This is a genomic window from Massilia sp. 01N410 (genome assembly GCF_056399665.1).
Genome location: NZ_JBFTRV010000007.1, coordinates 73598 through 95860, shown reverse-complemented (window position 1 = coordinate 95860; position 22263 = coordinate 73598). Strand labels below are relative to the sequence as shown.

The 22263-nt window shown below is 67.5% G+C and carries 18 protein-coding genes; 7 read left to right on the top strand and 11 right to left on the bottom strand.

What is annotated here, in order from left to right:
• The first annotated feature begins 35 nt into the window (after nt 1–35).
• Genes AC1DOP_RS11705 through lpdA form a run of 3 tightly spaced genes read left to right on the top strand, consistent with a single transcriptional unit; the run spans nt 36 to nt 3850 of the window.
• Nucleotides 36–1040, top strand: a complete 1005-nt coding sequence (locus AC1DOP_RS11705) for an alpha-ketoacid dehydrogenase subunit beta (protein ID WP_442121491.1) — start codon at nt 36–38, stop codon at nt 1038–1040.
• Nucleotides 1041–1042: 2 nt separating this feature from the next.
• Complete coding sequence (locus AC1DOP_RS11700; protein WP_477251255.1) at nt 1043–2386, top strand: dihydrolipoamide acetyltransferase family protein; 1344 nt, start codon at nt 1043–1045, stop codon at nt 2384–2386.
• A 21-nt stretch (nt 2387–2407) separates the two neighbouring features.
• Nucleotides 2408–3850, top strand: coding sequence for a dihydrolipoyl dehydrogenase (gene lpdA, locus AC1DOP_RS11695; RefSeq protein ID WP_477251254.1), 1443 nt, complete (start codon nt 2408–2410; stop codon nt 3848–3850).
• Between the two features lie 60 nt (nt 3851–3910).
• Here the strand turns inward: lpdA and AC1DOP_RS11690 are convergent, their stop codons facing one another.
• Entirely contained in the window at nt 3911–4186 is a 276-nt protein-coding gene (locus AC1DOP_RS11690) for a hypothetical protein (RefSeq protein ID WP_442121494.1), read from the bottom strand.
• Between the two features lie 21 nt (nt 4187–4207).
• Nucleotides 4208–4561, bottom strand: a complete 354-nt coding sequence (locus AC1DOP_RS11685) for a hypothetical protein (RefSeq protein WP_477251253.1) — start codon at nt 4559–4561, stop codon at nt 4208–4210.
• A gap of 86 nt (nt 4562–4647) precedes the next feature.
• Here AC1DOP_RS11685 and kefF point away from each other — a divergent pair, with 86 nt between their 5' ends.
• The 4 genes from kefF to AC1DOP_RS11665 all read left to right on the top strand — a co-directional run bounded on the left by kefF (nt 4648) and on the right by AC1DOP_RS11665 (nt 8858).
• On the top strand, nt 4648–5184 hold the full coding sequence (gene kefF, locus AC1DOP_RS11680) for a glutathione-regulated potassium-efflux system oxidoreductase KefF (RefSeq protein WP_477251252.1): 537 nt from the start codon (nt 4648–4650) through the stop codon (nt 5182–5184).
• A gap of 4 nt (nt 5185–5188) precedes the next feature.
• The gene (kefC, locus tag AC1DOP_RS11675) at nt 5189–6997 is read left to right on the top strand and encodes a glutathione-regulated potassium-efflux system protein KefC (RefSeq protein WP_442121497.1); all 1809 of its coding nucleotides are present in this window, start codon (nt 5189–5191) and stop codon (nt 6995–6997) included.
• Between the two features lie 134 nt (nt 6998–7131).
• Entirely contained in the window at nt 7132–7788 is a 657-nt protein-coding gene (locus AC1DOP_RS11670) for a PEP-CTERM sorting domain-containing protein (protein WP_477251249.1), read from the top strand.
• 158 nt (nt 7789–7946) lie between these two features.
• Complete coding sequence (locus AC1DOP_RS11665; RefSeq protein ID WP_477251247.1) at nt 7947–8858, top strand: alpha/beta fold hydrolase; 912 nt, start codon at nt 7947–7949, stop codon at nt 8856–8858.
• 52 nt (nt 8859–8910) lie between these two features.
• Here the strand turns inward: AC1DOP_RS11665 and AC1DOP_RS11660 are convergent, their stop codons facing one another.
• The 9 genes from AC1DOP_RS11660 to AC1DOP_RS11620 all read right to left on the bottom strand — a co-directional run bounded on the left by AC1DOP_RS11660 (nt 8911) and on the right by AC1DOP_RS11620 (nt 22096).
• Entirely contained in the window at nt 8911–9891 is a 981-nt protein-coding gene (locus AC1DOP_RS11660; protein ID WP_442121500.1) for a glycoside hydrolase family 43 protein, read from the bottom strand.
• Nucleotides 9892–9915: 24 nt separating this feature from the next.
• Nucleotides 9916–12732 (bottom strand): TonB-dependent receptor, encoded by a 2817-nt coding sequence (locus AC1DOP_RS11655; RefSeq protein WP_477251245.1) that lies wholly within the window; start codon nt 12730–12732, stop codon nt 9916–9918.
• An 87-nt stretch (nt 12733–12819) separates the two neighbouring features.
• Nucleotides 12820–13863 carry a LacI family DNA-binding transcriptional regulator gene (locus AC1DOP_RS11650; protein ID WP_442121502.1) on the bottom strand — a complete coding sequence of 348 codons (1044 nt, stop codon included), beginning with the start codon at nt 13861–13863 and terminating at the stop codon, nt 12820–12822.
• A 9-nt stretch (nt 13864–13872) separates the two neighbouring features.
• Entirely contained in the window at nt 13873–15012 is a 1140-nt protein-coding gene (locus AC1DOP_RS11645) for an ABC transporter ATP-binding protein (protein WP_477251242.1), read from the bottom strand.
• Nucleotides 15013–15034: 22 nt separating this feature from the next.
• Nucleotides 15035–15880: a carbohydrate ABC transporter permease gene (locus tag AC1DOP_RS11640; protein WP_477251240.1), complete on the bottom strand. Its 846-nt coding sequence runs from the start codon at nt 15878–15880 to the stop codon at nt 15035–15037.
• Complete coding sequence (locus tag AC1DOP_RS11635; protein ID WP_442121505.1) at nt 15877–16764, bottom strand: carbohydrate ABC transporter permease; 888 nt, start codon at nt 16762–16764, stop codon at nt 15877–15879. Before AC1DOP_RS11635 ends, AC1DOP_RS11640 begins: the two co-directional genes overlap by 4 nt.
• An 8-nt stretch (nt 16765–16772) precedes the next feature.
• Nucleotides 16773–18074 (bottom strand): extracellular solute-binding protein, encoded by a 1302-nt coding sequence (locus AC1DOP_RS11630; RefSeq protein WP_477251238.1) that lies wholly within the window; start codon nt 18072–18074, stop codon nt 16773–16775.
• A 59-nt stretch (nt 18075–18133) separates the two neighbouring features.
• Nucleotides 18134–20164: a glycoside hydrolase family 2 protein gene (locus AC1DOP_RS11625; protein ID WP_477251235.1), complete on the bottom strand. Its 2031-nt coding sequence runs from the start codon at nt 20162–20164 to the stop codon at nt 18134–18136.
• A 108-nt stretch (nt 20165–20272) separates the two neighbouring features.
• A complete protein-coding gene (locus AC1DOP_RS11620; RefSeq protein WP_477251233.1) occupies nt 20273–22096 on the bottom strand; it encodes a family 43 glycosylhydrolase in 1824 nt (607 codons plus the stop codon).
• Nucleotides 22097–22263: the final 167 nt, after the last annotated feature.

The following is a 22263-nucleotide window of genomic DNA, read 5'->3' as shown; positions in this document are numbered from 1 at the left end:
TGCGAGATATCGAGAAGGATGTAGTAGTAACCCCGATGACGATGATCCAGGCCCTGCGTTCGGCCATGGACGTGATGATGGAACGCGACGAGAACGTGGTCGTCTACGGCCAGGACGTCGGCTATTTCGGCGGCGTGTTCCGCGTCACCGACGGCCTGCAGGCCAAGTACGGCAAGCACCGCGCCTTCGACGCCCCGATCTCCGAAGGCGGCATCGTCGGCACCGCGGTCGGCATGGCCGCCTACGGCCTGCGTCCGGTGGTCGAGATCCAGTTCGCCGACTACTTCTATCCGGCGACCGACCAGATCGTCTCGGAAGCGGCGCGCCTGCGCTACCGCTCGGCCGGCGACTTCACCTCGCCGCTGACCATCCGCATGCCCTGCGGCGGCGGCATCTATGGCGGCCAGACCCACAGCCAGAGCCCGGAAGCCTTCTTCACCCACGTCTGCGGCCTGCGCACCGTGATGCCGTCCAACCCCTACGATGCGAAAGGCCTGCTGATCGCCTCGATCGAGAACGATGACCCGGTGATCTTCCTGGAACCCAAGCGCCTGTACAACGGCCCCTTCGACGGCCACCACGACCGTCCGGTCACTTCCTGGGCAAAACACCCGCTGGGCAAGGTCCCCGAAGGCTACTACAAGGTCCCGCTGGACAAGGCGGCGATCTTCCGTCCCGGCGCCGACCTCACCGTGCTGACCTACGGCACCATGGTCTGGGTCTCGGAGGCCGCCGCCAACGAGACCGGCATCGATGCCGAGATCATCGACCTGCGCACCCTGTGGCCGCTCGACCTCGACACCATCGTCGAATCGGTCAGGAAGACCGGCCGCTGCGTCGTGGTCCACGAGGCCACCAGGACCAGCGGCTTCGGCGCCGAACTCGCCGCCCTGGTGCAGGAGCACTGCTTCTACCACCTGGAAGCGCCGATCGAGCGCGTGACCGGCTGGGATACCCCTTATCCGCATGCGCAGGAGTGGGCGTACTTCCCCGGACCGGACCGCGTCGGCGCGGCATTCAAACGAGCGATGGAGGCATAAAGGTGGGTATTCACGTCATCAAAATGCCCGACGTGGGCGAAGGTATTGCGGAATGCGAAGTGGTGGCCTGGCGCGTGCAGCCCGGCGACACCGTTACCGAAGACCAGATCCTGGCCGACGTCATGACCGACAAGGCCACGGTCGAGATCCCGTCGCCGGTGCATGGCACCGTCATGGCGCTGGGCGGCAAGGTCGGCGAATCGCTGGCCGTGGGCGCCGAACTGGTGCGCCTCGAAATCGAGGGGGCCGGCAATTTCAAGGGTGAGGCTGCGAAGCCGGCGGCTGCCGCCGCCCAGGTTGCGGACGAGCCGGCCGATCTGCCGCACGGCTTCGTGCCGGAGCCGCAGCGCATCGTGGCCGGCGCGGCGAGCGTGCCGGTCCCTGCCCCGGCGGCGAAATCCGCGGGCTCCGGCGACCGCGCCGGCAATGGCGCCGCCTCGCGCGCGACTTTCCGTGATGCGAACGAAAAACCCCTGGCCGCGCCCGCCGTGCGCAAGCGCGCCTGGGACATGGGCATCGAGCTGCAGTACGTGGGCGGCAGCGGTCCGGCCGGCCGCATCACGCATGCCGACCTCGACAACTTCGTCGCCGGCCGGAAGCAGGGCCATGCCGTGCACGGCAGCGCCGACAGCCGCTACGCCGAGCTGCATGGCGAGGAGGCGGTGCCGCTGATCGGCCTGCGCCGCAAGATCGCCGAAAAGATGCAGCTGTCCAAGCGCCAGATCCCGCACTTCACCTATGTCGAGGAAGTCGACGTCACCGAACTCGAAGCCCTGCGCACCCAGCTGAACGCGCGCTACGGCGAGGAACGCGGCAAGCTGACCCTGCTGCCGCTGCTGATGCGCGCCGTGGTGCTGGCAATCCGCAAGTTCCCCGAGGTCAACGCCCGCTTCGACGACCAGGCCGGCATCGTCACCCGCTACCAGCCGGTCCACCTCGGCATGGCCACCCAGACCGACGCCGGCCTGATGGTGCCGGTGATCCGCAACGCCGAAGCCCGCGACCCGTGGAACAGCGCCCGCGAGATCCTGCGCCTGGCGGAAGCCGCGCGCACCGGCAAGGCGGCGCGCGACGAGCTGTCCGGCTCGACCATCACCATCACCAGCCTGGGTCCACTGGGCGGCATCGTCAGCACGCCGGTGATCAACCATCCGGAAGTGGCGATCGTCGGCGTCAACCGCATCCTCGACCGTCCGGTCGTGAAGAACGGCGGCCTGGTGGCGCGCAAGCTGATGAACCTGTCGTCGTCCTTCGACCACCGGGTCATTGACGGCATGGTGGCGGCCGAGTTCATCCAGGCCGTGCGCGCTTACCTGGAAGCGCCGGCAACGCTGTTCGTGGAATAAGGGACAGAGGACATCAACAAGATGACGATGGAAACGACGACTTTACTCATCATCGGCGGCGGCCCCGGCGGCTACGTGGCCGCCATCCGCGCCGGGCAGCTGGGCATCAAGACCGTGCTGGTCGAGGGCGGCCAGCTGGGCGGCACCTGCCTGAACGTGGGCTGCATCCCGTCCAAGGCCCTGATCCATGCGGCCGAGGAATTTCATAAGGCGACGCATTACGCCGGCGAAGGCGGCGCAGAAAGCGCGCTGGGCATCCGCACGGCCGCGCCCAGCATCGACATCACCCGCACCGTGGCCTGGAAGGAAGGCATCGTCAAGCGCCTGACCGGTGGCGTCGGCGCCCTGCTCAAGAAGAACGGCGTGCAGGTGGTACGCGGCTGGGCCCGGATCCTGGACGGCAAGACGGTCGAAGTGACGGGTGCCGAAGGCGGCGGCACCGGCGCCGCCAACGATGCCGGCGGACAGACCACCCGCATCCGCTGCGAGCACCTGCTGCTGGCGACCGGTTCGGAAGCGGTCGAGCTGCCCTTCCTGCCCTTCGGCGGCAACGTGGTGTCCGCCACCGAGGCGCTGTCGCCCGAGACCCTGCCCGGCCACCTGGTGGTGGTCGGCGCCGGCTATATCGGCCTGGAACTGGGCACCGCCTACCGCAAGCTGGGCGCGCGCGTGACCGTGGTCGAAGCGGCCGGCCGTGTGCTGCCGGCCTACGACGACGAACTGGCGCGGCCGGTGGCGGCGCGTTTGAAGGCACTCGGCGTCGACCTGCACCTGGAATCGAGCGTACTGGGCCTCAGCGAGGACGGCAAGTCAGTGCGCATGAAGAACGGCGGCGGCGAAGAAGTGGCGATCGACGCCGACCGCGTGCTGGTGGCCGTCGGCCGCCGCCCGCGCACCTCCGGCTTCGGCCTGGAAAGCCTGATGCTCGACATGAACGGCCGCGCGGTCCGCATCGACAACCAGTGCCGCACCTCGATGCGCAACGTCTGGGCCATCGGCGACCTGACCGGCGAACCGATGCTGGCCCACCGCGCGATGGCGCAGGGCGAAATGGTGGCCGAGATCATCGCCGGCAAGCGCCGCCATTTCATGCCGGCGGCGATTCCCGCCGTGTGCTTCACCGATCCGGAAGTGGTGGTGGTCGGCCTGACCCCGCAGGATGCGGCCAAGCAGGGGCTGGACTGCATCAGCGCAAGCTTCCCCTACGCCGCCAACGGCCGCGCCATGACCATCGAAGGCACGGAGGGCTTCGTGCGCGTGGTCGCGCGCAAGGACAACCACCTGATCGTCGGCTGGCAGGCCGTCGGCAGCGCGGTGGCCGAGCTCAGCACGGCCTTCGTGCAGTCGATCGAGTTGGGGGCGCAGCTGGAAGACATCGGCGGCACCATCCATGCGCATCCGACTTTGGGTGAGGCGGTGCAGGAAGCGGCGCTGCGGGCTTTGGGGCACGCGCTGCATATTTGAGCTGCCGTCGTTCCCGTGAAAGCGGGAACGACGGTTTTTGTTTCGCGAGTACGACCTTGGCTATTTGCGGCTACCTTGCCCACCCGGCCGCATCTCCTCCTCCGACTGCCGGCTACCGGCATTCCCCGTACTCAGACTACCGATCCCACCCAGGCCGGTCTGCAACTCGCCCGCCTCCTCGGACGGAACCCCGGTATCCGATCCGACCACATCGTCCAGCCGCGAATCCGACTGCTTGTTGCCGACGTCGCTGTGACCCCAATCGTTGTGCTGGTTGCCGGCGCCGCCGATGTCGGCGCCGCCCTTCGGTTTCTGCGGTTCGTTCTGCACGCTCATGAAAGCCTCCTGTGCCCAGCTTTACCGCTGGCCGTCCTTGTTCGACTGCCGGTTCCCCGGGTTGCCGCCGATCTTGTTGCCCACGCCTTCCAGGCCGGTTTCGACGGCGCCCGGTTCGCTCGGGCGGTAACCCTGGCGGCGTTCCTCGTCGGTGCCGGTGGCGAGGAGATCGTCCGTGCGCGCATCCGACTGCGCGCTGCCGGTGTCGACGGCGCCCGACATGCGGCCGATGTCGCCGGTCCCGCCGGTGCCCATGGTGCCCGCCGAGCTGGTGCCGTCCTTCGTGACCTGATCGTAGTTGCGGCCTTTCGCATCCTTGCCTTCGCTTTGCATCGACATGCCGATCTCCTTGACGGTGAGGTTTCCGGTCATCATAGTCGCACGCCTCGGCACGGCGAATAGGCCCGCGCCCGGCCGAATTGTAGGACATGTCGGGCGGGCCATTGTGGAATAATCAAGTTATGAACGAACAACACATCCTTGTCCTGTATGCCCACCCTGCCCCGCACCGTTCGCCGGTCAACCGGCGCCTGGCGGATGCCGCCCGGGCCACACAAGGGGTCATCGTGGAAGAACTCTACAATACCTACCCCGATTTCGACATCGACGCCGAGCGCGAGCGCGCCCTGGTCCGCGACGCCAGCGTGCTGGTCTTCCTGCACCCGATCCGCTGGTACGGCATGCCTTCGCTGCTCAAGGAATGGATGGACGTCGTGATGGTGCCGGGCTGGGCCTACGGCAAGCCGGACTCCGTCCTGCGCGGCAAAGGCTACTGGCTGGTCGCGACCACCGGCAGCGGCCTTGACGCCTACCAGCCCGGCGGGCTGCACGGACGCCCTTTCGCCGATTTCCTCGCGCCCTTCGAGCAGACCGCCGCCCTGTGCGGGATGAACTGGATCGAACCGCTGCTGATGCACGGCGCGGCCCAGGCCGGCGAAGCGGCGGTCGAAGCCCACGTGGCCGAATTCACACGCCGCCTGCGCGGCTACGCGGGGTGAGCGGATGGAACACAGCCTGCTGACGAATGCTCTGGTCTATCTCGCCGCCGCCGTGGTCGCGGTGCCGCTGTCGAAACGCCTGGGCATGGGCACCGTGCTCGGCTACCTGGCCGCCGGCATCCTGATCGGCCCCTACGGCCTGAAACTGATTGCCAACGTCGAGGACGCCCTGCACTTCGCCGAGTTCGGCGTGGTGCTGCTGCTGTTCCTGATCGGCCTGGAACTCGAGCCGGACCGCCTGTGGGCGCTGCGCCGGCCCATCTTCGGCTGGGGCGGCGCGCAGGTGGTCGTGGTTGCCGCTGCCCTGTTCGGCGCCGCGCTGCTGGCCGGCGTCAACTGGAAGCTGGCCCTGATCGGCGGGCTCGGCCTGTCGCTGTCGTCGACCGCCATCGCCCTCGCCTCGCTGGAGGAACGCAACCTGATGCCGACCCCAGCGGGGCAGGCCGGCTTCGCGATCCTGCTGTTCCAGGACATCGCCGCGATCCCGATGATCGCCATCGTGCCGCTGCTCGGCATTCCCGACGAAGCCGGTTCGAGCGGCAACTTCTGGCTGGCCACCTTCAAGGTCGTCGGCGTGCTGGCCGGGATCATCGTCGGCGGCCGCTACCTGGTGCGTCCGCTGCTGCAGGTCATCGCCCGCACCGATACCCGCGAGATCTTCACCGCCTTCGCCCTGCTGCTGGTGATCGCGATCGCCCTGCTGATGCAGTGGATCGACATGTCGATGGCGCTCGGCTCCTTCATGGCCGGCGTGCTGCTGGCCGATTCCGAGTACCGCCACGCGCTGGAGACCGACCTCGAACCCTTCAAGGGCCTGCTGCTCGGCCTGTTCTTCATCGCGGTCGGCATGTCGGTCGATTTCGCCGTCTTCCTCGCCCATCCCGGGCTGATCCTGGGACTGGTGGCCGGCTTCCTGCTGATCAAGACCGCCGTGCTCTACATTCTGTCGCGGGTATTCGGCATGGCCCGCGGCCAGCACCTGCAGTTCGCCCTGCTGCTGTCCCAGGGCGGCGAATTCGCCTTCGTCGTGTTCGGCGCGGCCGCCACCGCACGCGTGTTCAGCGAAGATACCGCCTCGATGCTGGTGGTCGTGGTCGCACTGTCGATGGTGGTCACGCCGCTGGTGCTGATGGCCTACGACAAGCTGTCGGCCCGCCGCGAAGCCGCCGGCGCCAAGCCCGAAGCCGACGCCATCGAACCGAACGAGGACCATGTGATCGTTGCCGGCTTCGGCCGCTTCGGCCAGATCGTCGGCCGCTTCCTGAACGCGAACGGGGTCAAGCTGACGGTGCTGGACCACGACCCCGACCAGATCGAGGTGCTGCGCCGCTTCGGCTTCAAGGTCTTCTACGGCGACGCCACCCGCGCCGACCTGCTGCGCGCCGCCGGCGCCGCGCGCGCCCGAGCGCTGGTGGTGGCGATCGACGACATCGAAGACAGCCTCGACCTGGTCGAGACCGTGCGCCGCGAGTGGCCGGAACTGCAGATCTTCGCCCGCGCCCGCAACGTCACCCACTGGTACCAGCTGATGGACCGCGGCGTCACCATGATCGAAAGGGAGACCTTCGAATCGGCCCTGCAGCTGGGCCGCACCGTGCTCACGGCCGGTCTCGGCCATAACGCCTATCGCATCCGCCAGGCCGCGCTGAAGTTCCGGAAGCTCAATATCGCCAACGTGCAGGCGGTCTATCCCTACTATAAGGACCGCGAACAGTATGTGTCGATGGCCAAACGGGCGCGCGAAGAGCTGGAAGAGATGATTGCGCGCGATCGCCAAGCGCAGGAAGGCGAAACCCGGCATGACTGGGACTAGCCCGATGAATGTCGGATTTATTTACACAAATACATTCCATGTTCCGCTAAACAATTGATTTTTATAAGCAATTGTTTTATGGCACGGTATTTGCTAAGAGTCAATGGCGAGTCCACCATAAAAAAGGGAATGTTATGAAACCAAGCTACCTGAAAGCCTCCATGCTTCTTTGTGCCGTCCTCGGCGCTTTTGCCGCAGACGCGACTGCCTCGGTCATCGACAACACGTCGATCGTCTCCAGCATTTCTCCGTTTGGCTATCCCGACACAGCCACATACGGCCAGACCTTCACGGTCGGTGCCGATAATGTGTTGAACAGCTTCTCGATGTACCTGTACGGCAATAACCAGTCACTCGATTTCCGCGGCTATGTGGCCGGCTGGGACGGCAGCAAGGCCACCAGCATTCTCTACACGAGCCCAACACGCTCGGTGACCCCTGGCCAGGGGCTGATGGAATTCTCCTTCGACACCGGCTCCCTGAGCCTGACGGCGGGCCAGAAATATGTGATGTTCCTCTCGGTCTCCGACCTCGGCACCCAGGGATACAGTACCTACAACATGCCTGCGACGAACAACAGCTATGCCGGTGGCGATTTCGTCTATTTCAATAACGGCTTGGACTTCGGAGCGCTGACGACCCAGTCCTGGGAGTGCCGCGAGTGCGGCTTCGGCGACGTCGCATTCAAGGCAGCGTTTTCGCCGTCGACCGGCGATGTCCCGGAGCCGGCGTCGCTGGCCTTGCTGGGATTGGGCTTCGCCGGCATGGCTGCCCTGCGCCGCAAAGCGTAATCATTGCGATCGCCGACCGGAAGCCCGCCACGTGCGGGCTTCCTTGTTCAGGACACTATCATATCTTTCAGGCAGTTTTTTCCGGCGCCCCACGTTAGCATCCTGTCCACCTGCCCCGCAGCGCATGCGGCGGCTTCGATCACGAACCAGGAGACAAGATGCAGCTCACTATGCTTTCCCGCCGTTTCACCCTCAAGGCCGCCACAGCGGTGGCAGCCCTCGCCCTCCTCGGCGCATCCGCTGGCGCCTGGGCCGCGCCCTTCGAATCGACCCGCATCACGGTCCGCACCGAAGGCGCCGGACCGGACGTGATCCTGATTCCCGGCCTGAACTCCTCGCCGCGCGTCTGGGCCGAAATGATCAAGGCCGTGCCCGGCTACCGCTACCACCTGGTGCAAGTCTCGGGCTTCGCCGGCCAGCCGAAAGGCGGCAACGCCGACGGTCCGGTCGCCGCGCCGGTGGCCGAAGACATCGACCGCTACATCAGGGAAGCCGGCCTGAAGCAGCCGGCCGTGATCGGCCACTCGATGGGCGGCACGATCGGCATGATGCTGGCCGCGCGCCATCCGGCCGACCTGTCGCGCCTGATGGTGGTCGACATGGTGCCCTTCCTGGGCATGTTCTTCGGCGGCCCCGGCGCCACCGTCGCCAGCGTCGAGCCGATTGCTGACCGCATCGCCACCGGTATCCGGACGGCCGCGCCCGAGGAACGCAGCAAGCGCGCCGTCGAGACCATCAACGGCATGGTCGCCACCGAGTCCATGCGTGCCGGCGCGATCGACGACTCGATGCGCAGCGACGTCGACGTCGGCGCCCGCGCCTACCGCGAACTGCTGGTGACCAACCTGGGGCCGGAACTGCCGAAGATTTCAGTGCCGGTGACCGTGCTGTACGTCCAGCCGAAGAGCGTACCGATTCCGGCCGAGCAGTTCGATGCGGTCTACAAGGGCGTGTTTGCGCCGGTGCCGGCCTTGAGCCTGAAGCGCATTCCGGACAGTGCCCACTTCATCATGTGGGATCAGCCGGTGCGGTTCCAGGCTGAGGTAAAGGAATTCCTTGGCGGACGCTGAAGGCAGCGCGAACTCCGGCCTCCGATCTACACCTTCGCGGCAAGTGGCAGGGTCAGCGCGGTGCCGCCTGCTCCGTCCAGCTCGGCCCGCCGCTCACCGGCTTCCCATCGACCCAGTCGATGCGGTCGATGCACATCCGGCGCGCCGTCCGCGCCGGATCCCAGGCGTGGTAGACGATCCAGGTCTCGCCGCCGTCCGGCGACGTCGTAAAGGAATTGTGTCCCGGCCCCAGCAGCTCGCCGGAGGCCGGGGTGCGCATCAGCAGTGCCTCGTGGCCGCCTTCGGGCCGGCGGTACGGCCCTTCTGGGTGCTTGGCGATCACGTAGCTGACGCCGTAGTTCTCCTTCTCCCAGGCGCCGCCGCTGTAGAAACAGTAATAGTGGCCGTCGTGGTACAGCACCGCCGCACCCTCGACCGTGTGCCAGTCGACAACCTTGCCGTACATGGAGCGGTCCTTGCGGAACACGTGCCAGTCGTGGTGCGGGCGCACCACCGTGCGCGGCTCGCCGGCCAGGGTGCACATGTCGAGCAGGCGGTCGACCACGATGCCGGTGCCGATCCGCTCGTCGTGCGCCATCTCCAGGAAATCGACGCAGTAGTACAGCCACCAATTCCCGTCCTGGTCGCGGAAGGGATGGGCGTCGATCGAGAAGGGCTGGTCCGGCACCAGTAGCTTGCCGGCGTCGAGGAAGGGGCCGGCCGGATGGTCGGCCACCGCCACTCTCAGCTTCTGGTCGGTGCCCTCGGGCGCGTTGCCGGACGAGTAGTACATGTAGAAGCGGCCGTCGTGGCTGGCCACTTCCGGCGCCCAGAAATGCCAGCCCTGCCCGGCCTCCATGCCCGCGGCCGGCATCAGGGCGTGGCCGAGCGCTTCCCAGTCCACCAGGTCGTTCGAGCGCAGTACCGGGATCTGGCGGCCGTCATCGCCGCCGGGGGCGGTGCCGTAGGCGTAATAAACCCCTTCGTGCCGCAGCACGAAGGGATCGGCGAAGATGTCCGGATAGACCGGATTCCGGTAAGTCTTCTGCATCATGAGACCCTGGAGCGAGATGTGAGCTTAGAGCGAGAAGCGCAGGCCCAGCCCGTAGGTGGTCGGATTGTAGCGGATGTCGCGCGGACGGATCGGATCGTTCAGGTAGCTCTCGTAGTTCTCCTTCGTGATATTGATCGCGTCAAACTGCAGGGACACGTTCTTGTTGATTGCGTAGGACAAGCTCAGGTCCACGAAAGTTGCAGCCTTCACGTAACGGTCCTGGCCGAAGCGCGGCTCGGCGATCTGCTCGACGTAGTCGCCGCGGTGGGTGGACGTCAGGCGGCCGGTGATGCCATTGCCCTCGTACAGCAGGGCAAAGTTGTAGTTCTTCTTCGCCACGCCGATCAGCGGGGTGGTCGCGAACGTGTTGCCGGTCGAGGACACCAGGGTCTGGTTCTCGCCCGAGATCCAGGTGTAGTTTGCCTGGGCGCCGAAGTTGCTCCAGGGCGCAGGCAGGAAGTCGAAGAACTTCTGGATGCCGAGTTCGGCGCCCTTCAGCTTGCCGGAGCCCGAGTTCTGCGGACGCGTCACACGGTAGTTCAAGCCGCCGATGGTCTCGTTCGACTCCATGTTCTGCAGGTAGCCGTCGATATCGCGGTGGAACAGCGCGATCTGGGCATATCCATTTTTCGGGAAATAATATTCCAGCGTGGCGTCGATGTTCTTCGACTTGGTCGGCCGCAGATTCGGGTTGCCGGCCGAGCCCGTGCCCGGCGCGTTGACGGTCGGCGGGATCAGCGACAGCGCCGGGTTCAGCGAGGCGAAGTCCGGATAGGTCAGGGTCTTGCCGAAGGACAAGTGGGATTGCAGGTCCTTGCGCCAGCCGATCACCGCCGACAGGCTCGGCAGGAAGTTGTTTTCGCGCGAGGACTGGTCGATCGGGCTGATCACGTCGCCGATGCGGCTGTTGCCCACCAGGCTGCGCGTGATGTGGGCGTAACGGGCGCCGACGGTACCGCTGACGTCGATGTCGCCCATCCTGGTCTGCCAGCGTCCCTGCAGGTAGAGGGTCGTGTTGTTCTCGTTCTGACTGAAGGCGCGGGTCGGGTCTTCCACCACGCGGCCCGGGGCGGCCCCGTAGAAGGCGCGCACGGCGTCGGCCTGGTCGATCAGGAAGTCGTGCGACGGCGTGACCCAGGGACCGCCGAGCCGGTCCAGCCCTGGAACGAGGGTCTCGAAGGACGGACCGAAGGCGCCGATCGGGCTGGCGCGGGTGGGCCCGTTGATGTCGCTGTGGCCTTCGGCGCCCTTGAAGCCGGCGCGCCGCTGCGACAGGCGGATGCCGCTGTCGATGCTGCTGAAGAAGCCGTCGCCCAGGCGGTAGCTGCTGTCGAGCCGCCACTGCGACTGCTCGCCGGTCGAGATGCCCCAGTTCTGCACCATCCCGCGCAGCACGAACTGGGTCGGATCGCGCAGCGCCTGGCTGCTGGTGGGCGTCGTGACCATGTTGTAGCCGCCGTGGCCGTCGCGGCCATAGGTGTAGACGTCGATGCTGGCGCCCGGGATCTGCTGGTCGACGATCACGGTATCGTTCACGAAGGTCGACTTGGACCAGGCGTAGTTCGATGCCAGCTTCCAGGGGCCGTCCTTGTACTGCACGCCGAGGTTCAGGTAATGGGTGACCGTGTGCTCCTTCACGCCCCAGGTCGAGGTGGCGGTGTAGGGATCCCAGTCGTAGGGGCCGCCGAACCGGGCGGCGCCGGCATGGGCCGACTGGATCGGGCAGATCGAGCCGTTCGGGGTGTTGCAATAGCTGCCTTCGGGCGCCATCACCACATTGGTCAGGCGCGGGGTCCAGGTGACGATGCCGAGGATGTAGTCGACCGCGCTGCGGGCGCGGTAGCCGGTGCCGAGGTACTGGGCGCTGGCTTCCATCTGCGGGCTGACCTTCCACTGCAGGGCGCCGTGGATGCTGCCGCGGTCGCGCTTGCCCTGGTTGTAGATGCCGCCGACGTTGGGCAGCTCGCCGAGGCGGTCGCCGGGTTTCAGCGGGGCGATCGGCTGGTCGTCGTTCAGGCGCACCGCGGTGCCGTCCGGGCTGACCGAGAAGATGCGGTCGGGACGGTCGACCCATTGCACCGGATAGCCCCAGTGCTCACGGTTGAACTGGACGTCGAACAGCGCGCCGATCTCGCCGTAGCTGGTGTTCCAGCGGTTGCTGACCGCGAAGCCGCCGTTCGGATTGTTCTTGTCGCTGGTCGCGCTCGACCCGTTCACCTTCTGGCGGCGTTCTTCGATGAAGGCGGTGGCGTTGAAGCCCTTGACGTCGAAGGGCGAGCGCAGCCGCACGTTGACGGCGCCGGCGATGCCGCCTTCGAGCTGGTTGGCGGTGGCGCTCTTGTACACGTCGAGGCCGCCGATCGACTGCACCGGCAGGTCCTGGTAGGACAGGCGGCGGCCGTTGCCTGTGAAGATCTGGTTGCCGTCGAGGGTCGTGACCACGTCCGGCAGGCCGCGGATGATGACGCTGCTGGTCTCGCCGCGGTCGCGGCCCACCTGCACGCCGGCGATGCGCTGCAGGGCGTCGCCGGTGGCGCGGTCGGGGAACTTGCCGATGTCCTCGGCGTTGATGGAGTCGACCACCTGGTCCGCATTCCGCTTGATCGCCTCGGCACTGCGGATACTGCTGCGCAGGCCGGTCACCTGCACCTGCACGATCTGGCCCGGCTGGGTCGGGGCCGCCGGGCTCACCTGGTCCTGGGATTGCGAGGCGGGGTCCTGCAGCGTGGCCTGGTCGGGCTGCGAAGGCGGGGTGCCGGTACCGCTCTGGGCGCAGGCCGCCGCGTGGGCGATCAGGGCGAGGACGGCCACGCACACGGGCCGCAGCTGGAATGTGGTCATGCGAGTCTCCGAAAAAAAAATTAGTAATAATTCTTAGCAGGAAGCTAACGCAAAACCGGGCGCGGCGGCGCGCGCTTGGGCCCGTCACTAAGAGGCCGGCGGCGCCACCGAATCGCGGCTCACCAGAGGGCACTCACTCTGGAAAACGGCGTTGGAAACCTTGCCACCACGGGCCAGCGCGATCAGGGTCTCGGCCGCCCAGCGGCCCATTTCGTAGTTTGGTAACAACACTGTGCTCAGCGGCGGATGGGTATAGCGGGCCAGGTCCTGGTCGTCGTAGCCGACCACGGACAGCTCGCGCGGCACCGCCAGCTTGCGTTCGCGGGCCGCGTCCAGGGCGCCCAGCGCCATCAGGTCGTTGGCGCAGAACAGCGCGCTGGGACGGTCGGGGCCGTCGAGCAGGGACAGCGCATGCGCATAGCCGCTCTCCACCTGCCAGTCGCCTTCGCGCACCAGGGCCGGGTCGAAGGGAATGCCGGCATCGAGCAGCGCATGGCGGTAGCCCTTCAGGCGGTCGGCGGCGGCCTCGATCCAGCCTTCGCCGTTGATAAAGCCGATGCGGCGGTGGCCGCCGGCGACCAGGTGCATGGTGGCGCTGTAGCCGCCCTGCTGTTCGGCCGGCACCACCGCCGGGTGCCGGCACTCGCGCTCGTGGCAGTTGAGCAGCACGGTCGGCACGCCGTCCAGCGCCGCCGGCAACGTGACGGCGCGGGTGAAGATGGTGGCGTAGATCACGCCCAGCAGCGCCGGATGGTCGAGCATGCGGGCCAGCACCGCCTGCTCCCGCCCGGGGTCGCCACGCGTCGCGAACGCGGCGACCAGGCAGTCCTGGTCCCAGGCGCCGTCCTTGGCGCCATCCATGGTCTGCATCGCATGCGGGCTGGTGGTCAGCTCGTCGGTCAGGTAGACGATCAGGTTCGGCGCCTGCCCCGGGCGATTGTCGTGCCGGCCCTGGTGGCGCTCGAGGGGGTAGCCGAGTTCGCGGGCGATCCTCAGCACGGTCTCGCGGGTGGCGCGCGAGACCTTGGCCCCGCTCAGGTGGTTGATCACCAGCGAGACCGTCGACTGCGAGACGCCGGCCAGCTTGGCGATGTCGGTCATGGTCGGCCGCCCGCGCACCGCCTTCGTCATGACGCGCCCCTAGCCCGCCGTGGCCGCCGCCAGCACGGCGCGGCTGCGCGCCGGCATCGCCGCGCCGTCGGCGCCGAACAGATAGGCCGCGGCCGGGTCGAAAGCCAGCAGGACGCGGCTGCCGAGCGCCGGCAGCGCCTGGCCGCCGTTGCACTTCACTGCCACCATCTCGGCGACGCCCTCGACCTGCACATAGGCCAGCATGACGTCGCCCAGGTATTCGACCAGGCCCACCGTGCCCAGGATGCCCTCCCCGCCGGCGCCGCCTTCCGCCCGCTGCAGGCGCAGGTGTTCGGGCCGCACGCCCAGCGTCACCCTGGCGCCGACCGGCGCGTTGGCGGCGTCGGCGGCGACCTCGACCTCGGCGCCGCCCGCCAGCCGGACCGTGGCGATGGCGCCCTGCTCGCCCACCAGGCTGGCGTCCAGGAAGTTCATGCGCGGCGAACCCAGGAAGCCCGCCACGAACAGGTTGGCCGGCCGTTCATAAAGTTCGAGCGGCGTGCCGACCTGCTCGATGCGGCCGCCGTTGAAGACCACGATCTTCTGGCCCAGGGTCATGGCCTCCACCTGGTCGTGGGTCACGTAGATCATGGTGGTGGCCAGTTCGCGGTGCAGGCGCGCCAGTTCGACCCGGGTCTGGGCGCGCAGCGCCGCGTCCAGGTTCGACAGCGGCTCGTCGAAGAGGAAGACCTCGGGCTTGCGCACGATGGCGCGGCCGATCGCCACCCGCTGGCGCTGGCCGCCGGACAGGGCTTTCGGCTTCCTGTCGAGCAGGTGGGCGATCTGCAGGATCTCGGCGGCGCGCCCGACCCGTTCGCGGATCTCGTCCCGGGCTACCCTCGCCAGCGTCAGGGCGAAACCCATGTTCTCGGCCACCGTCATGTGCGGGTACAGCGCATAGCTCTGGAATACCATGGCGATGCCGCGCCGGGACGGGTCGACGTCGTTGCTGGGCACCCCGCCGATCTCGAGTTCGCCCTCGGTCACGTCCTCGAGCCCGGCAATGATGCGCAGCAGGGTCGACTTGCCGCAGCCCGAGGGGCCGACGAAGACGACGAACTCGCCGTCCCCGATGTCCAGGTCGATGCCCTTGATGACGGGATTGTTTCCGTAGTCCTTCCTGATGCCGCGCAGCCTTACCGATGCCATACCCGCTCCTCTTCTTGTTCCATCATCCCTTCAAGCCGCTCGCCGCCAGGAAGCCCTGCGTGACCCGGCGCTGGAAAGCGATATAGGCCAGCGCCACCGGCATCGCGCCCAGCAGCGCCGCCGCCATCAGCTGGGCGTAGCGCACCCCGAAGGCGTCGTAGGTCTGGGTCAGCCCCAGCGGGATCGTCATCATGTCGTTCGAGGTGACGATGATGAAGGGCCACAGGAAGTTGTTCCAGGCGGCGATGAAGGTCACGATCGCCATCGCCCACACGATATTTCCCGAGATCGGCAGGTAGACGCTCCACAATACGCGCAGCGGGCCGGCGCCGTCCATCGTCGCGGCTTCACGGAAGTCGGCCGGGATCTCGTCGAAGAACTGCTTGAACACATAGATCACCACCGGCGACACCACCTGCGGCAGCACGATGCCGGCATAGGTGTTGATCAGCCCGAGCTGGTTCATGGTGCGGAACAGCGGCACCAGCAGCGCCTCGAACGGCAGCAGGAACGCCAGCATGGCGACGCCGAACAGCACGGTGCGCCCGCGGAAGCGCAGCTGCGAGAAAGCATAGGCCGCCATCAGGCTGATCGCCATCGTGACGACGGTTACCAGCAGCGCCACCAGGAAGCTGTTGAACAGCCAGCGCACCACGTTGCCGGCGCCGAGGGTCCTGGCGAAGGCGTCCAGGGTCCAGGTCTGCGGCAGCCAGTGGAAGTCGGCGGAGACGGTCTCCAGCTCGGGCCGCAGGGCCGTCGACAGCGCCCACAGCAGGGGTGCCGCCCACAGCGCGGCCAGCAGCACGGCGGCCAGTACGCCGACGATGGTCCAGCCAAGGTTGGAACGGCGCGTGATGCTCTCCCTCATGCTTCCCTCCTCGCCAGCAAGCGCACGACGCCGGCCTGCAGTATCGACAGCAGGATCACGATGGTCACGAACGCCATCGCGATGGCCGCCGCATAGCCGGCGTCGCTCTGGGTAAACGCGGTTTCGTACATGTAGTGCAAGGTGACCCGGGTCGTGTTGAAGGGCCCGCCGGAGGTCAGGATATAGGTCTGGCCGAACACCTTCAGCGAGGCGATGATCTGCAGGATCAGGGCGGTGGTCGCCACCGGGCGCAGCGCCGGCCAGGTGATCGAGCGGAACAGCTTGAAGCCGCGCGCCCCGTCCAGCGCCGCCGCCTCGTAGAGATCGGCCGGGATATTGCGCAGGCCGGCCAGGAACAGCAGCATGTTGAAGCCGACCGTCCACCAGACCGTGCCGATCGCCACCGCCGGCAGCGCCCAGTAGGGATCCGCCAGCCAGGGACGCTGGCCGCCGAGGATGTGGTTGATCACGCCGGACGAGGGCTGCAGCATCCAGTCCGCAATCAGGGTCATCACCGAGATCGGCAGCACGAAGGGCAGGAAGAACACGCCCTGCAGCCAGGCCTGGGCCTTGACGAAACGGTTGACCAGCAGCGCCATCACCAGCCCCAGCACCGTCAGCGGGATCACGGTCAGCAGGGCAAAATAGAAGGTGTTCAGCACCGAATCCCAGAACGAGGGGTCGTTCAGCAGGGTGTGGTAGTTGTCCAGGCCGATGAAGGCATTGGTACGGGTCAGGCTGCTCTCGGTAAGGCTCATCCAGAAGGTGATGCCGGCCGGGATCAGGAAAAACAGCAGGAAGGCGATCACGAAAGGCGCCAGCAGCAGGGTCGCCGGCAGGCCCTCGCGGCGCGCGCTTGCCAGGACGAAGTCGTTCGGTTTCATCGATCTCCTCAGTAGCGTGGCGGCTGCTTGCGAATCAGGCGCGCGCCTTCCTGTTCGAAGCGCTTGATGGCCTGGGCCGGCGTCATGTAGCCGTACAGCGCGGCCGGCAGGAATTTGGAGGCGATCGCTTCCAGCGGACCCGCCGCGCCCATATACCAGCCATCCGGATCGTAGACCACCTTATGCGCCGCCTCCGCATACTGGGCGTTCGGCTGCAGCGCCAGCGCCTCCGGCGACTCCGCCACCGAGCGGTAGGCCGGGATGTGGCCGCCCTCGGCCCAGCCGAGGGAATGCTTGCCGACGTAGGCGACGAAGCGCAGCACGGCGTTCACTTTGGCCGTTGAGGCCGGATTGCCGGCGTTCGCGGGAATGGCGAAGGCGTGGGAATCGGCCCAGGTGCTGGCGTTCGCGTACATCTTCGGCAGCGGGACGATGCCGTAGTCGAAGCCCAGCGTGCCGGCCCTGGTGGCGCGCACCAGTTCCGGCACTTCCCACACGCCGTTCAGCATAAAGGTGGCGCTGCCGCCCATGAACTGGCTGGTGGAAGCCGGGTAGTCGAGGCCGGCCTGGGCATAGCCCTTGCGGAACCAGTCGCTGATGCGGGCCAACGTGGCTTCGCCGGCCGGGCCGTAGCTGTACTGGCCGTTGCGGACGATGGCGATGTTCTGCTGGGCCAGCATCGCCAGCCACAGGCGCCAGATCGCGAACGAGCTCTGGCTGCTCTCCATGGTCAGGCCGTGGCGGCCCGTGCGCTCGGTGGCGACGCGGAAGGCATCGCTGAGTGCGTCGACGCCCTCGATGGGCTTGAGACTGCCGTCGGCGCCCAGCAGGCCGGCCTGGCCGGCGAGTTTCTTGTTGTAGTAGAGGACCAGCGGGTGCACGTCCAGCGGCACCGCCCAGGTCTTGCCCTGCCAGCGCGCCTTCTCCCATTGGCGCGGCAGGTAGTCGCTGCCCTTCAGGCCGACCCGGGCCAGCTCGGCGTCCGAGATCGGCCGCAGCACGCCGCCGCCGGCCAGGTTGACCAGGCGCGACAAATGGATCGTGGCCAGGTCCGGCCCGGCGCCGACCACCGAGGAGGTGATCAGCTTCGTATAGAACGGCTCACCCCATTTCAGGGTCGTGCTCACCACGCGCACCTCGCGCTGGCTGGCGTTGAAGTCATCGACCAGGGCCCGCATGCGGGCGCCGTCGCCCCCGCTCAGCAGGGTCCACATCCTGACTTCAACCTGCGCCCACGCCGGCGCCGGCCCGGCGGCCAGCGTCACCAGCAGCGCGACGGCGGCGGCGAGGCTCCAGCCTCGTCTCGCCACATCGTCTCCAATCTTCTCGTTGTTTTGACCGTAGCGCCGTCGCCTGCCTCGCCTGCCCTTCAGGCTACCCGACGCCGCGGCCGCGCTCCCGCGCCACCACGGCCCCGGCGCTCGAATCCCCCAGCTCCTGCCGGCGGCGTTGCCGGTGGATCGTCCGGCCCCGGACCGTTCGATCCGCTGCCGTTCGATACGCCGCCGCTGGCCTGGCGCTCGCCCGGATAGGCTATCACTTCTGCAATTTCTCCGACGCGCGTCCATTCTATCGGGAAATCCGGTCCGCGCCGAGCCAGCCAGCGTTTCGCGTGCCCGAGGGGGTCGAGGTGCCAGTCGTGCAGGTGGGCGTCAGGGCCGCGCGTGGCCGCCGCCAGCGCGTCCACGGGCGCCTTCGGCACCCTGTCCTCGCTCAGCAGGCCGTTCTTTTCGAGGAAGGTATCGGCCAGCTGGGTGTAGCAGAAACCGGACAGCGGACGGCAGGCGTGGATCGCGGACATCAAGAGCTGGTAGCGCGCCAGCAGCTCCTTGCCGTCCTTCGCCACCGAATAGCCCCAGCCCGGCTCCTCGCTGTTCTTCATGACGGCGATGCCGCCGAATTCGGACAGGAAGAGCGGCTTGCCGACGCCGGTGAAGCCGTCGATGACCAGGCGCCGGCGGTCCGGCTGCACGTGCTGCAGGGTGTAGGCGACGGCGTCGCGGCTGCCGTAGCGCTCGACCAGCACCTTCGGGTCCTGCTCGTAGTCGTGGACGCAGACCAGGTCGCCGCAGGGCATCTCCCAGCCGTCGTTGCCGACCACCGGACGGGTGCCGTCCAGCGCCCGGGTCATGTGGTAGAGCGCGCGCACGAAGTCGACCTGGCGGCGGTCGTTCATCAGCTCCGGCACGCCCCAGGATTCGTTGGTCGGCACCCAGGCCACGATACAGGGATGGGAGATGTCGCGCTCGACCAGTTCCTTCCACTCCTCCATCACGCCGTGCACGGTGGCGCTCGAGAAGCCGTAGGCCGAGGGCATCTCGCCCCACACGCACAGGCCCAGCACGTCGCACCAGTAGAGCCAGCGCGGGTCCTCGGACTTCTGGTGCTTGCGCACGCCGTTGAAGCCCAGCCGCTTGATCAGCAGGACGTCGTGGCGCAGCTGGTCGCTGGAGGCCACCATCAGGCTGTCCGGCCAGTAGCCCTGGTCGAGCACCATGCGCAGGAAATACGGACGGCTGTTCAGGACGAAGCGGTCGCCCTCGACGCTCACCGTGCGCAGCGCCGTGTAGCTCTGCACGCTGTCGATCAGGTTGCCGTCGGCCGAGCGGATCTCGATCTCGGCGTCGATCAGTTGCGGGCTTTCCGGACTCCACATCCACAGCGCACGGGCGTCGTCGATGCCGGGGTCGGGCAGCTGGAAGATGCGCGACAGGCGCGGCCCGGTCAGCAGGCAGCGATCGGCCACCAGCAGCTTGTCGCCGAGGCTCAGGGTCACGTTGGCGATGCCGCCGTCGGGCACGTGGGCGATGTCGGCATCGAGCCGGATCTGCCAGGACGCGACGTCGGCGATCCAGCGCAGCTGGCTCACGTGGGCGCGCGGCACCTTCTCGATCCACACCGTGCGCCAGATCCCGCTGGTGCGCGGATACCAGATCTTGTGCGGCTCCGGCTCCCAGTCCATCTTGCCGCGCGCCTTGTGCATGTCCTGCGGATCGTCCTCGGCCTGCACCACCACCTCGAGCAGCGAACCGTCGAGGTGGCGGCTGACGTCGATCGAGAACGGGCTGTGGCCGCCGCGGTGCTCGACCGCGAAACGCCCGTTCACCCACACCCTGGCGCGGTAGTTGACGGCGCCGAAGTGCAGCATCAGGCGTTCCTCGCGCGACGGTGTCATCGACGGGTCGAGCTGGATCTGGCGCTTGTACCAGACCCGGCGCCGGTAGCCGCGGTCGTGGACGCCGCTGGCGCGCGCCTCGGGCGGATACGGCACCACGATGGTGCGGTCCCAGTTCACTTCGGGAGGGTCGGCGCAGGCGGCCATGTCGTCGAGCATGGCCTGCCATGGGCCATCCAGGCTGCGCCACGCGGCGCGCCGCAGTTGGGGGCGGGGGTATTCCACGATGAACTCCTGGTCTTCGGTGTTCTTATGAAGTCTATTTAATGACCCGCCGTCCATGAAAGCAAGCGCTTTCGAACACCGTTACAAACGGTTTCACGCCCTGTGTTTTTAAGGCGACAGGCTGCCGACGGCGACCCGCACGAAGGTAGCGTGCCGTCCGGCGCCGCCCATCGCGACGAGCCCGAGGCGGGCGTCCTTGCCGAGGCGGTGCGTCCAGGTTCCGCCGCCGGTCCAGGTGCGCCCGTCCTGGCTCGAATAAGCCATATAACGTTCCTGCCCCCCTGTGCGGTGGACATCGAGACGCAGCCAGGTGGTGGGGCCCGGCGTGCCGGCCAGGGTATTCCCGTAGCGCGGCTGGTACTGCTCGACGGGCGCGACCTCCTTCGCGAACTCGACCTGGCGCAGCCCACCGCGCGCCATCTCGACCAGCTTGACGTAGTTGTCGTCGTCGCGCATGACCACCAGGCCGGCCTGCACCGCGGTGGCGCAGCAGTCCTCGGGCGCATCAAGGCGGATCTCCGCCTCGACGCGGTAGTCGCCATCCGGCAGCGCCGCCTGCAGCACGCTGGCGGTGTTGCGGTCGACGTAGAGGTCGGCGTCCTGGGTCGCCATCGTCAAGCCTTTGCCGCCGAGCGACCAGCCGCCGTCGGCGCGGGGGCGCAGCCAGTGCCAGCGCGGTTTCAGGGCCTTGCCCCGGAAGTCGTCGTGCCACAGCGGGCGCACACGCGGCGCCACCTGCACCGCCAGCGGATGCGCCTCGGCGCGCGCGCCCTCGAGCACGATCGGTGCCGCCATCGCCTGGTCGCTCGGGGCCAGTCCGCCACCCGCCACCGGCCAGCCGCCGACCCAGTCGATACGGTCCAGCAGCGCCAGGCGCCGGGTCAGCTTGTCCTTGGCGCTGAAGAAGGGCTCGTTGACGTCGATGCCGTGGTAGATGGTCCACCACTGGCCGGCGGCGTCCGTGAACACGGTGTTGTGGCCGACCCCGACCCAGCGGTTGCCGTTCTGGAGCAGCAGCGGCGTGCCGCCCGCGCGTCCCTTGGCCATGTCCTTGCCGTAGCGATCGAGGAAGGGGCCTTCCGGCGTGCGTGCGCGGCCGGTGAAGACGGCGTAGCCGGTCAGCGGGCCGTTGCAGCAATCGGTGCTTGATGCGAACAGATACCACCAGCCGTCGTGGCGCTTGACCTCGGCGCCCTCGTAGCGGCCCGGCGCGCCGACCATCGTGGCCACACCGATGGCGCGCAGGCCGTCGTCGCTCAGCCGCGTCACGAAGATGCCGCCGCCATAGCTGCCGTAGTAGAGGTATTTGCGCCCTCCGTCTTCGATCACCTTGGGATCGAAGGTCCAGTGGAAGTTGCAGCCCGGTCCGGCGCGGCGCGGCATCACCACCGGCGTGGTGCTCGCCTTCCATGGACCGGCGGGCGAATCCGAGGTCGCCACGCCGATCGCGCTGTCGTTTTCGCAGCCCTTCTCGGGGCTGTGCGCGTCGACCACGTCGGTGACGGTGAAGTAGAGGTAGTAGCGCCCGTTCAGGTATTCCGGTTCCGGCGCCCACAGGCCGGAGGTCGGCGCGGCCAGTCCGGCCGGGCGGTCGGAAAAAGCGTCGGCGACGAAATCCCAGTGCACCAGGTCGGTCGAGCGGTAGATCGGGATCATGCGGAAATGCCAGCCGCCGTCCTTGCCCTGCGGGTCGCGCTCGCGCTTGCTGACCGGGTCGCTGGTGCAGTACAGATACCAGGTAGGCGCCTCGGCCCGCGGGTCGCGCAGCACGGCCGGGTCGGCGCAGTTCTGGGCCAGTTCGCCGCTGGCCAGGCGTACGGTCAGGGGATTGTGGTAGGCGCGGGTGGCGGGAGCGGGTTCGGCGGCGGCCAGCAGGGGCAGCGCGAGCAGCAATGCGTGCAGGTGCGCAAACAGGGAACGGATGTGGGGCATGACGTCTCCTTGATTTTTGCCGAAGAGAATACCGCAGTGAGTGGCGAGCTGTTGCACGTTTGAAAACAAGGATCAAGTGCGGCGGCCACCTCCTGCACCCGCCATTCCCGCGAAAGCGCGAATCCATGCTGAAGTTCCCTGCCCGCTCAGTATGGGTTCCCGCTTTC

Bases quoted from the DNA above. Each gene is read 5' to 3' on its own strand.
- AC1DOP_RS11645 (WP_477251242.1), bottom strand. From the start codon at position 15,012: ATGGCATCGGTAAGGCTGCGCGGCATCAGGAAGGACTACGGAAACAAT.
- AC1DOP_RS11650 (WP_442121502.1), bottom strand. From the start codon at position 13,863: ATGACGAAGGCGGTGCGCGGGCGGCCGACCATGACCGACATCGCCAAG.
- lpdA (WP_477251254.1), top strand. From the start codon at position 2,408: ATGACGATGGAAACGACGACTTTACTCATCATCGGCGGCGGCCCCGGC.
- AC1DOP_RS11705 (WP_442121491.1), top strand. From the start codon at position 36: ATGACGATGATCCAGGCCCTGCGTTCGGCCATGGACGTGATGATGGAA.
- AC1DOP_RS11660 (WP_442121500.1), bottom strand. From the start codon at position 9,891: ATGATGCAGAAGACTTACCGGAATCCGGTCTATCCGGACATCTTCGCC.
- kefF (WP_477251252.1), top strand. From the start codon at position 4,648: ATGAACGAACAACACATCCTTGTCCTGTATGCCCACCCTGCCCCGCAC.
- AC1DOP_RS11685 (WP_477251253.1), bottom strand. From the start codon at position 4,561: ATGATGACCGGAAACCTCACCGTCAAGGAGATCGGCATGTCGATGCAA.
- AC1DOP_RS11655 (WP_477251245.1), bottom strand. From the start codon at position 12,732: ATGACCACATTCCAGCTGCGGCCCGTGTGCGTGGCCGTCCTCGCCCTG.
- AC1DOP_RS11665 (WP_477251247.1), top strand. From the start codon at position 7,947: ATGCAGCTCACTATGCTTTCCCGCCGTTTCACCCTCAAGGCCGCCACA.
- AC1DOP_RS11670 (WP_477251249.1), top strand. From the start codon at position 7,132: ATGAAACCAAGCTACCTGAAAGCCTCCATGCTTCTTTGTGCCGTCCTC.
- AC1DOP_RS11640 (WP_477251240.1), bottom strand. From the start codon at position 15,880: ATGAGGGAGAGCATCACGCGCCGTTCCAACCTTGGCTGGACCATCGTC.
- AC1DOP_RS11690 (WP_442121494.1), bottom strand. From the start codon at position 4,186: ATGAGCGTGCAGAACGAACCGCAGAAACCGAAGGGCGGCGCCGACATC.
- AC1DOP_RS11620 (WP_477251233.1), bottom strand. From the start codon at position 22,096: ATGCCCCACATCCGTTCCCTGTTTGCGCACCTGCACGCATTGCTGCTC.
- kefC (WP_442121497.1), top strand. From the start codon at position 5,189: ATGGAACACAGCCTGCTGACGAATGCTCTGGTCTATCTCGCCGCCGCC.
- AC1DOP_RS11635 (WP_442121505.1), bottom strand. From the start codon at position 16,764: ATGAAACCGAACGACTTCGTCCTGGCAAGCGCGCGCCGCGAGGGCCTG.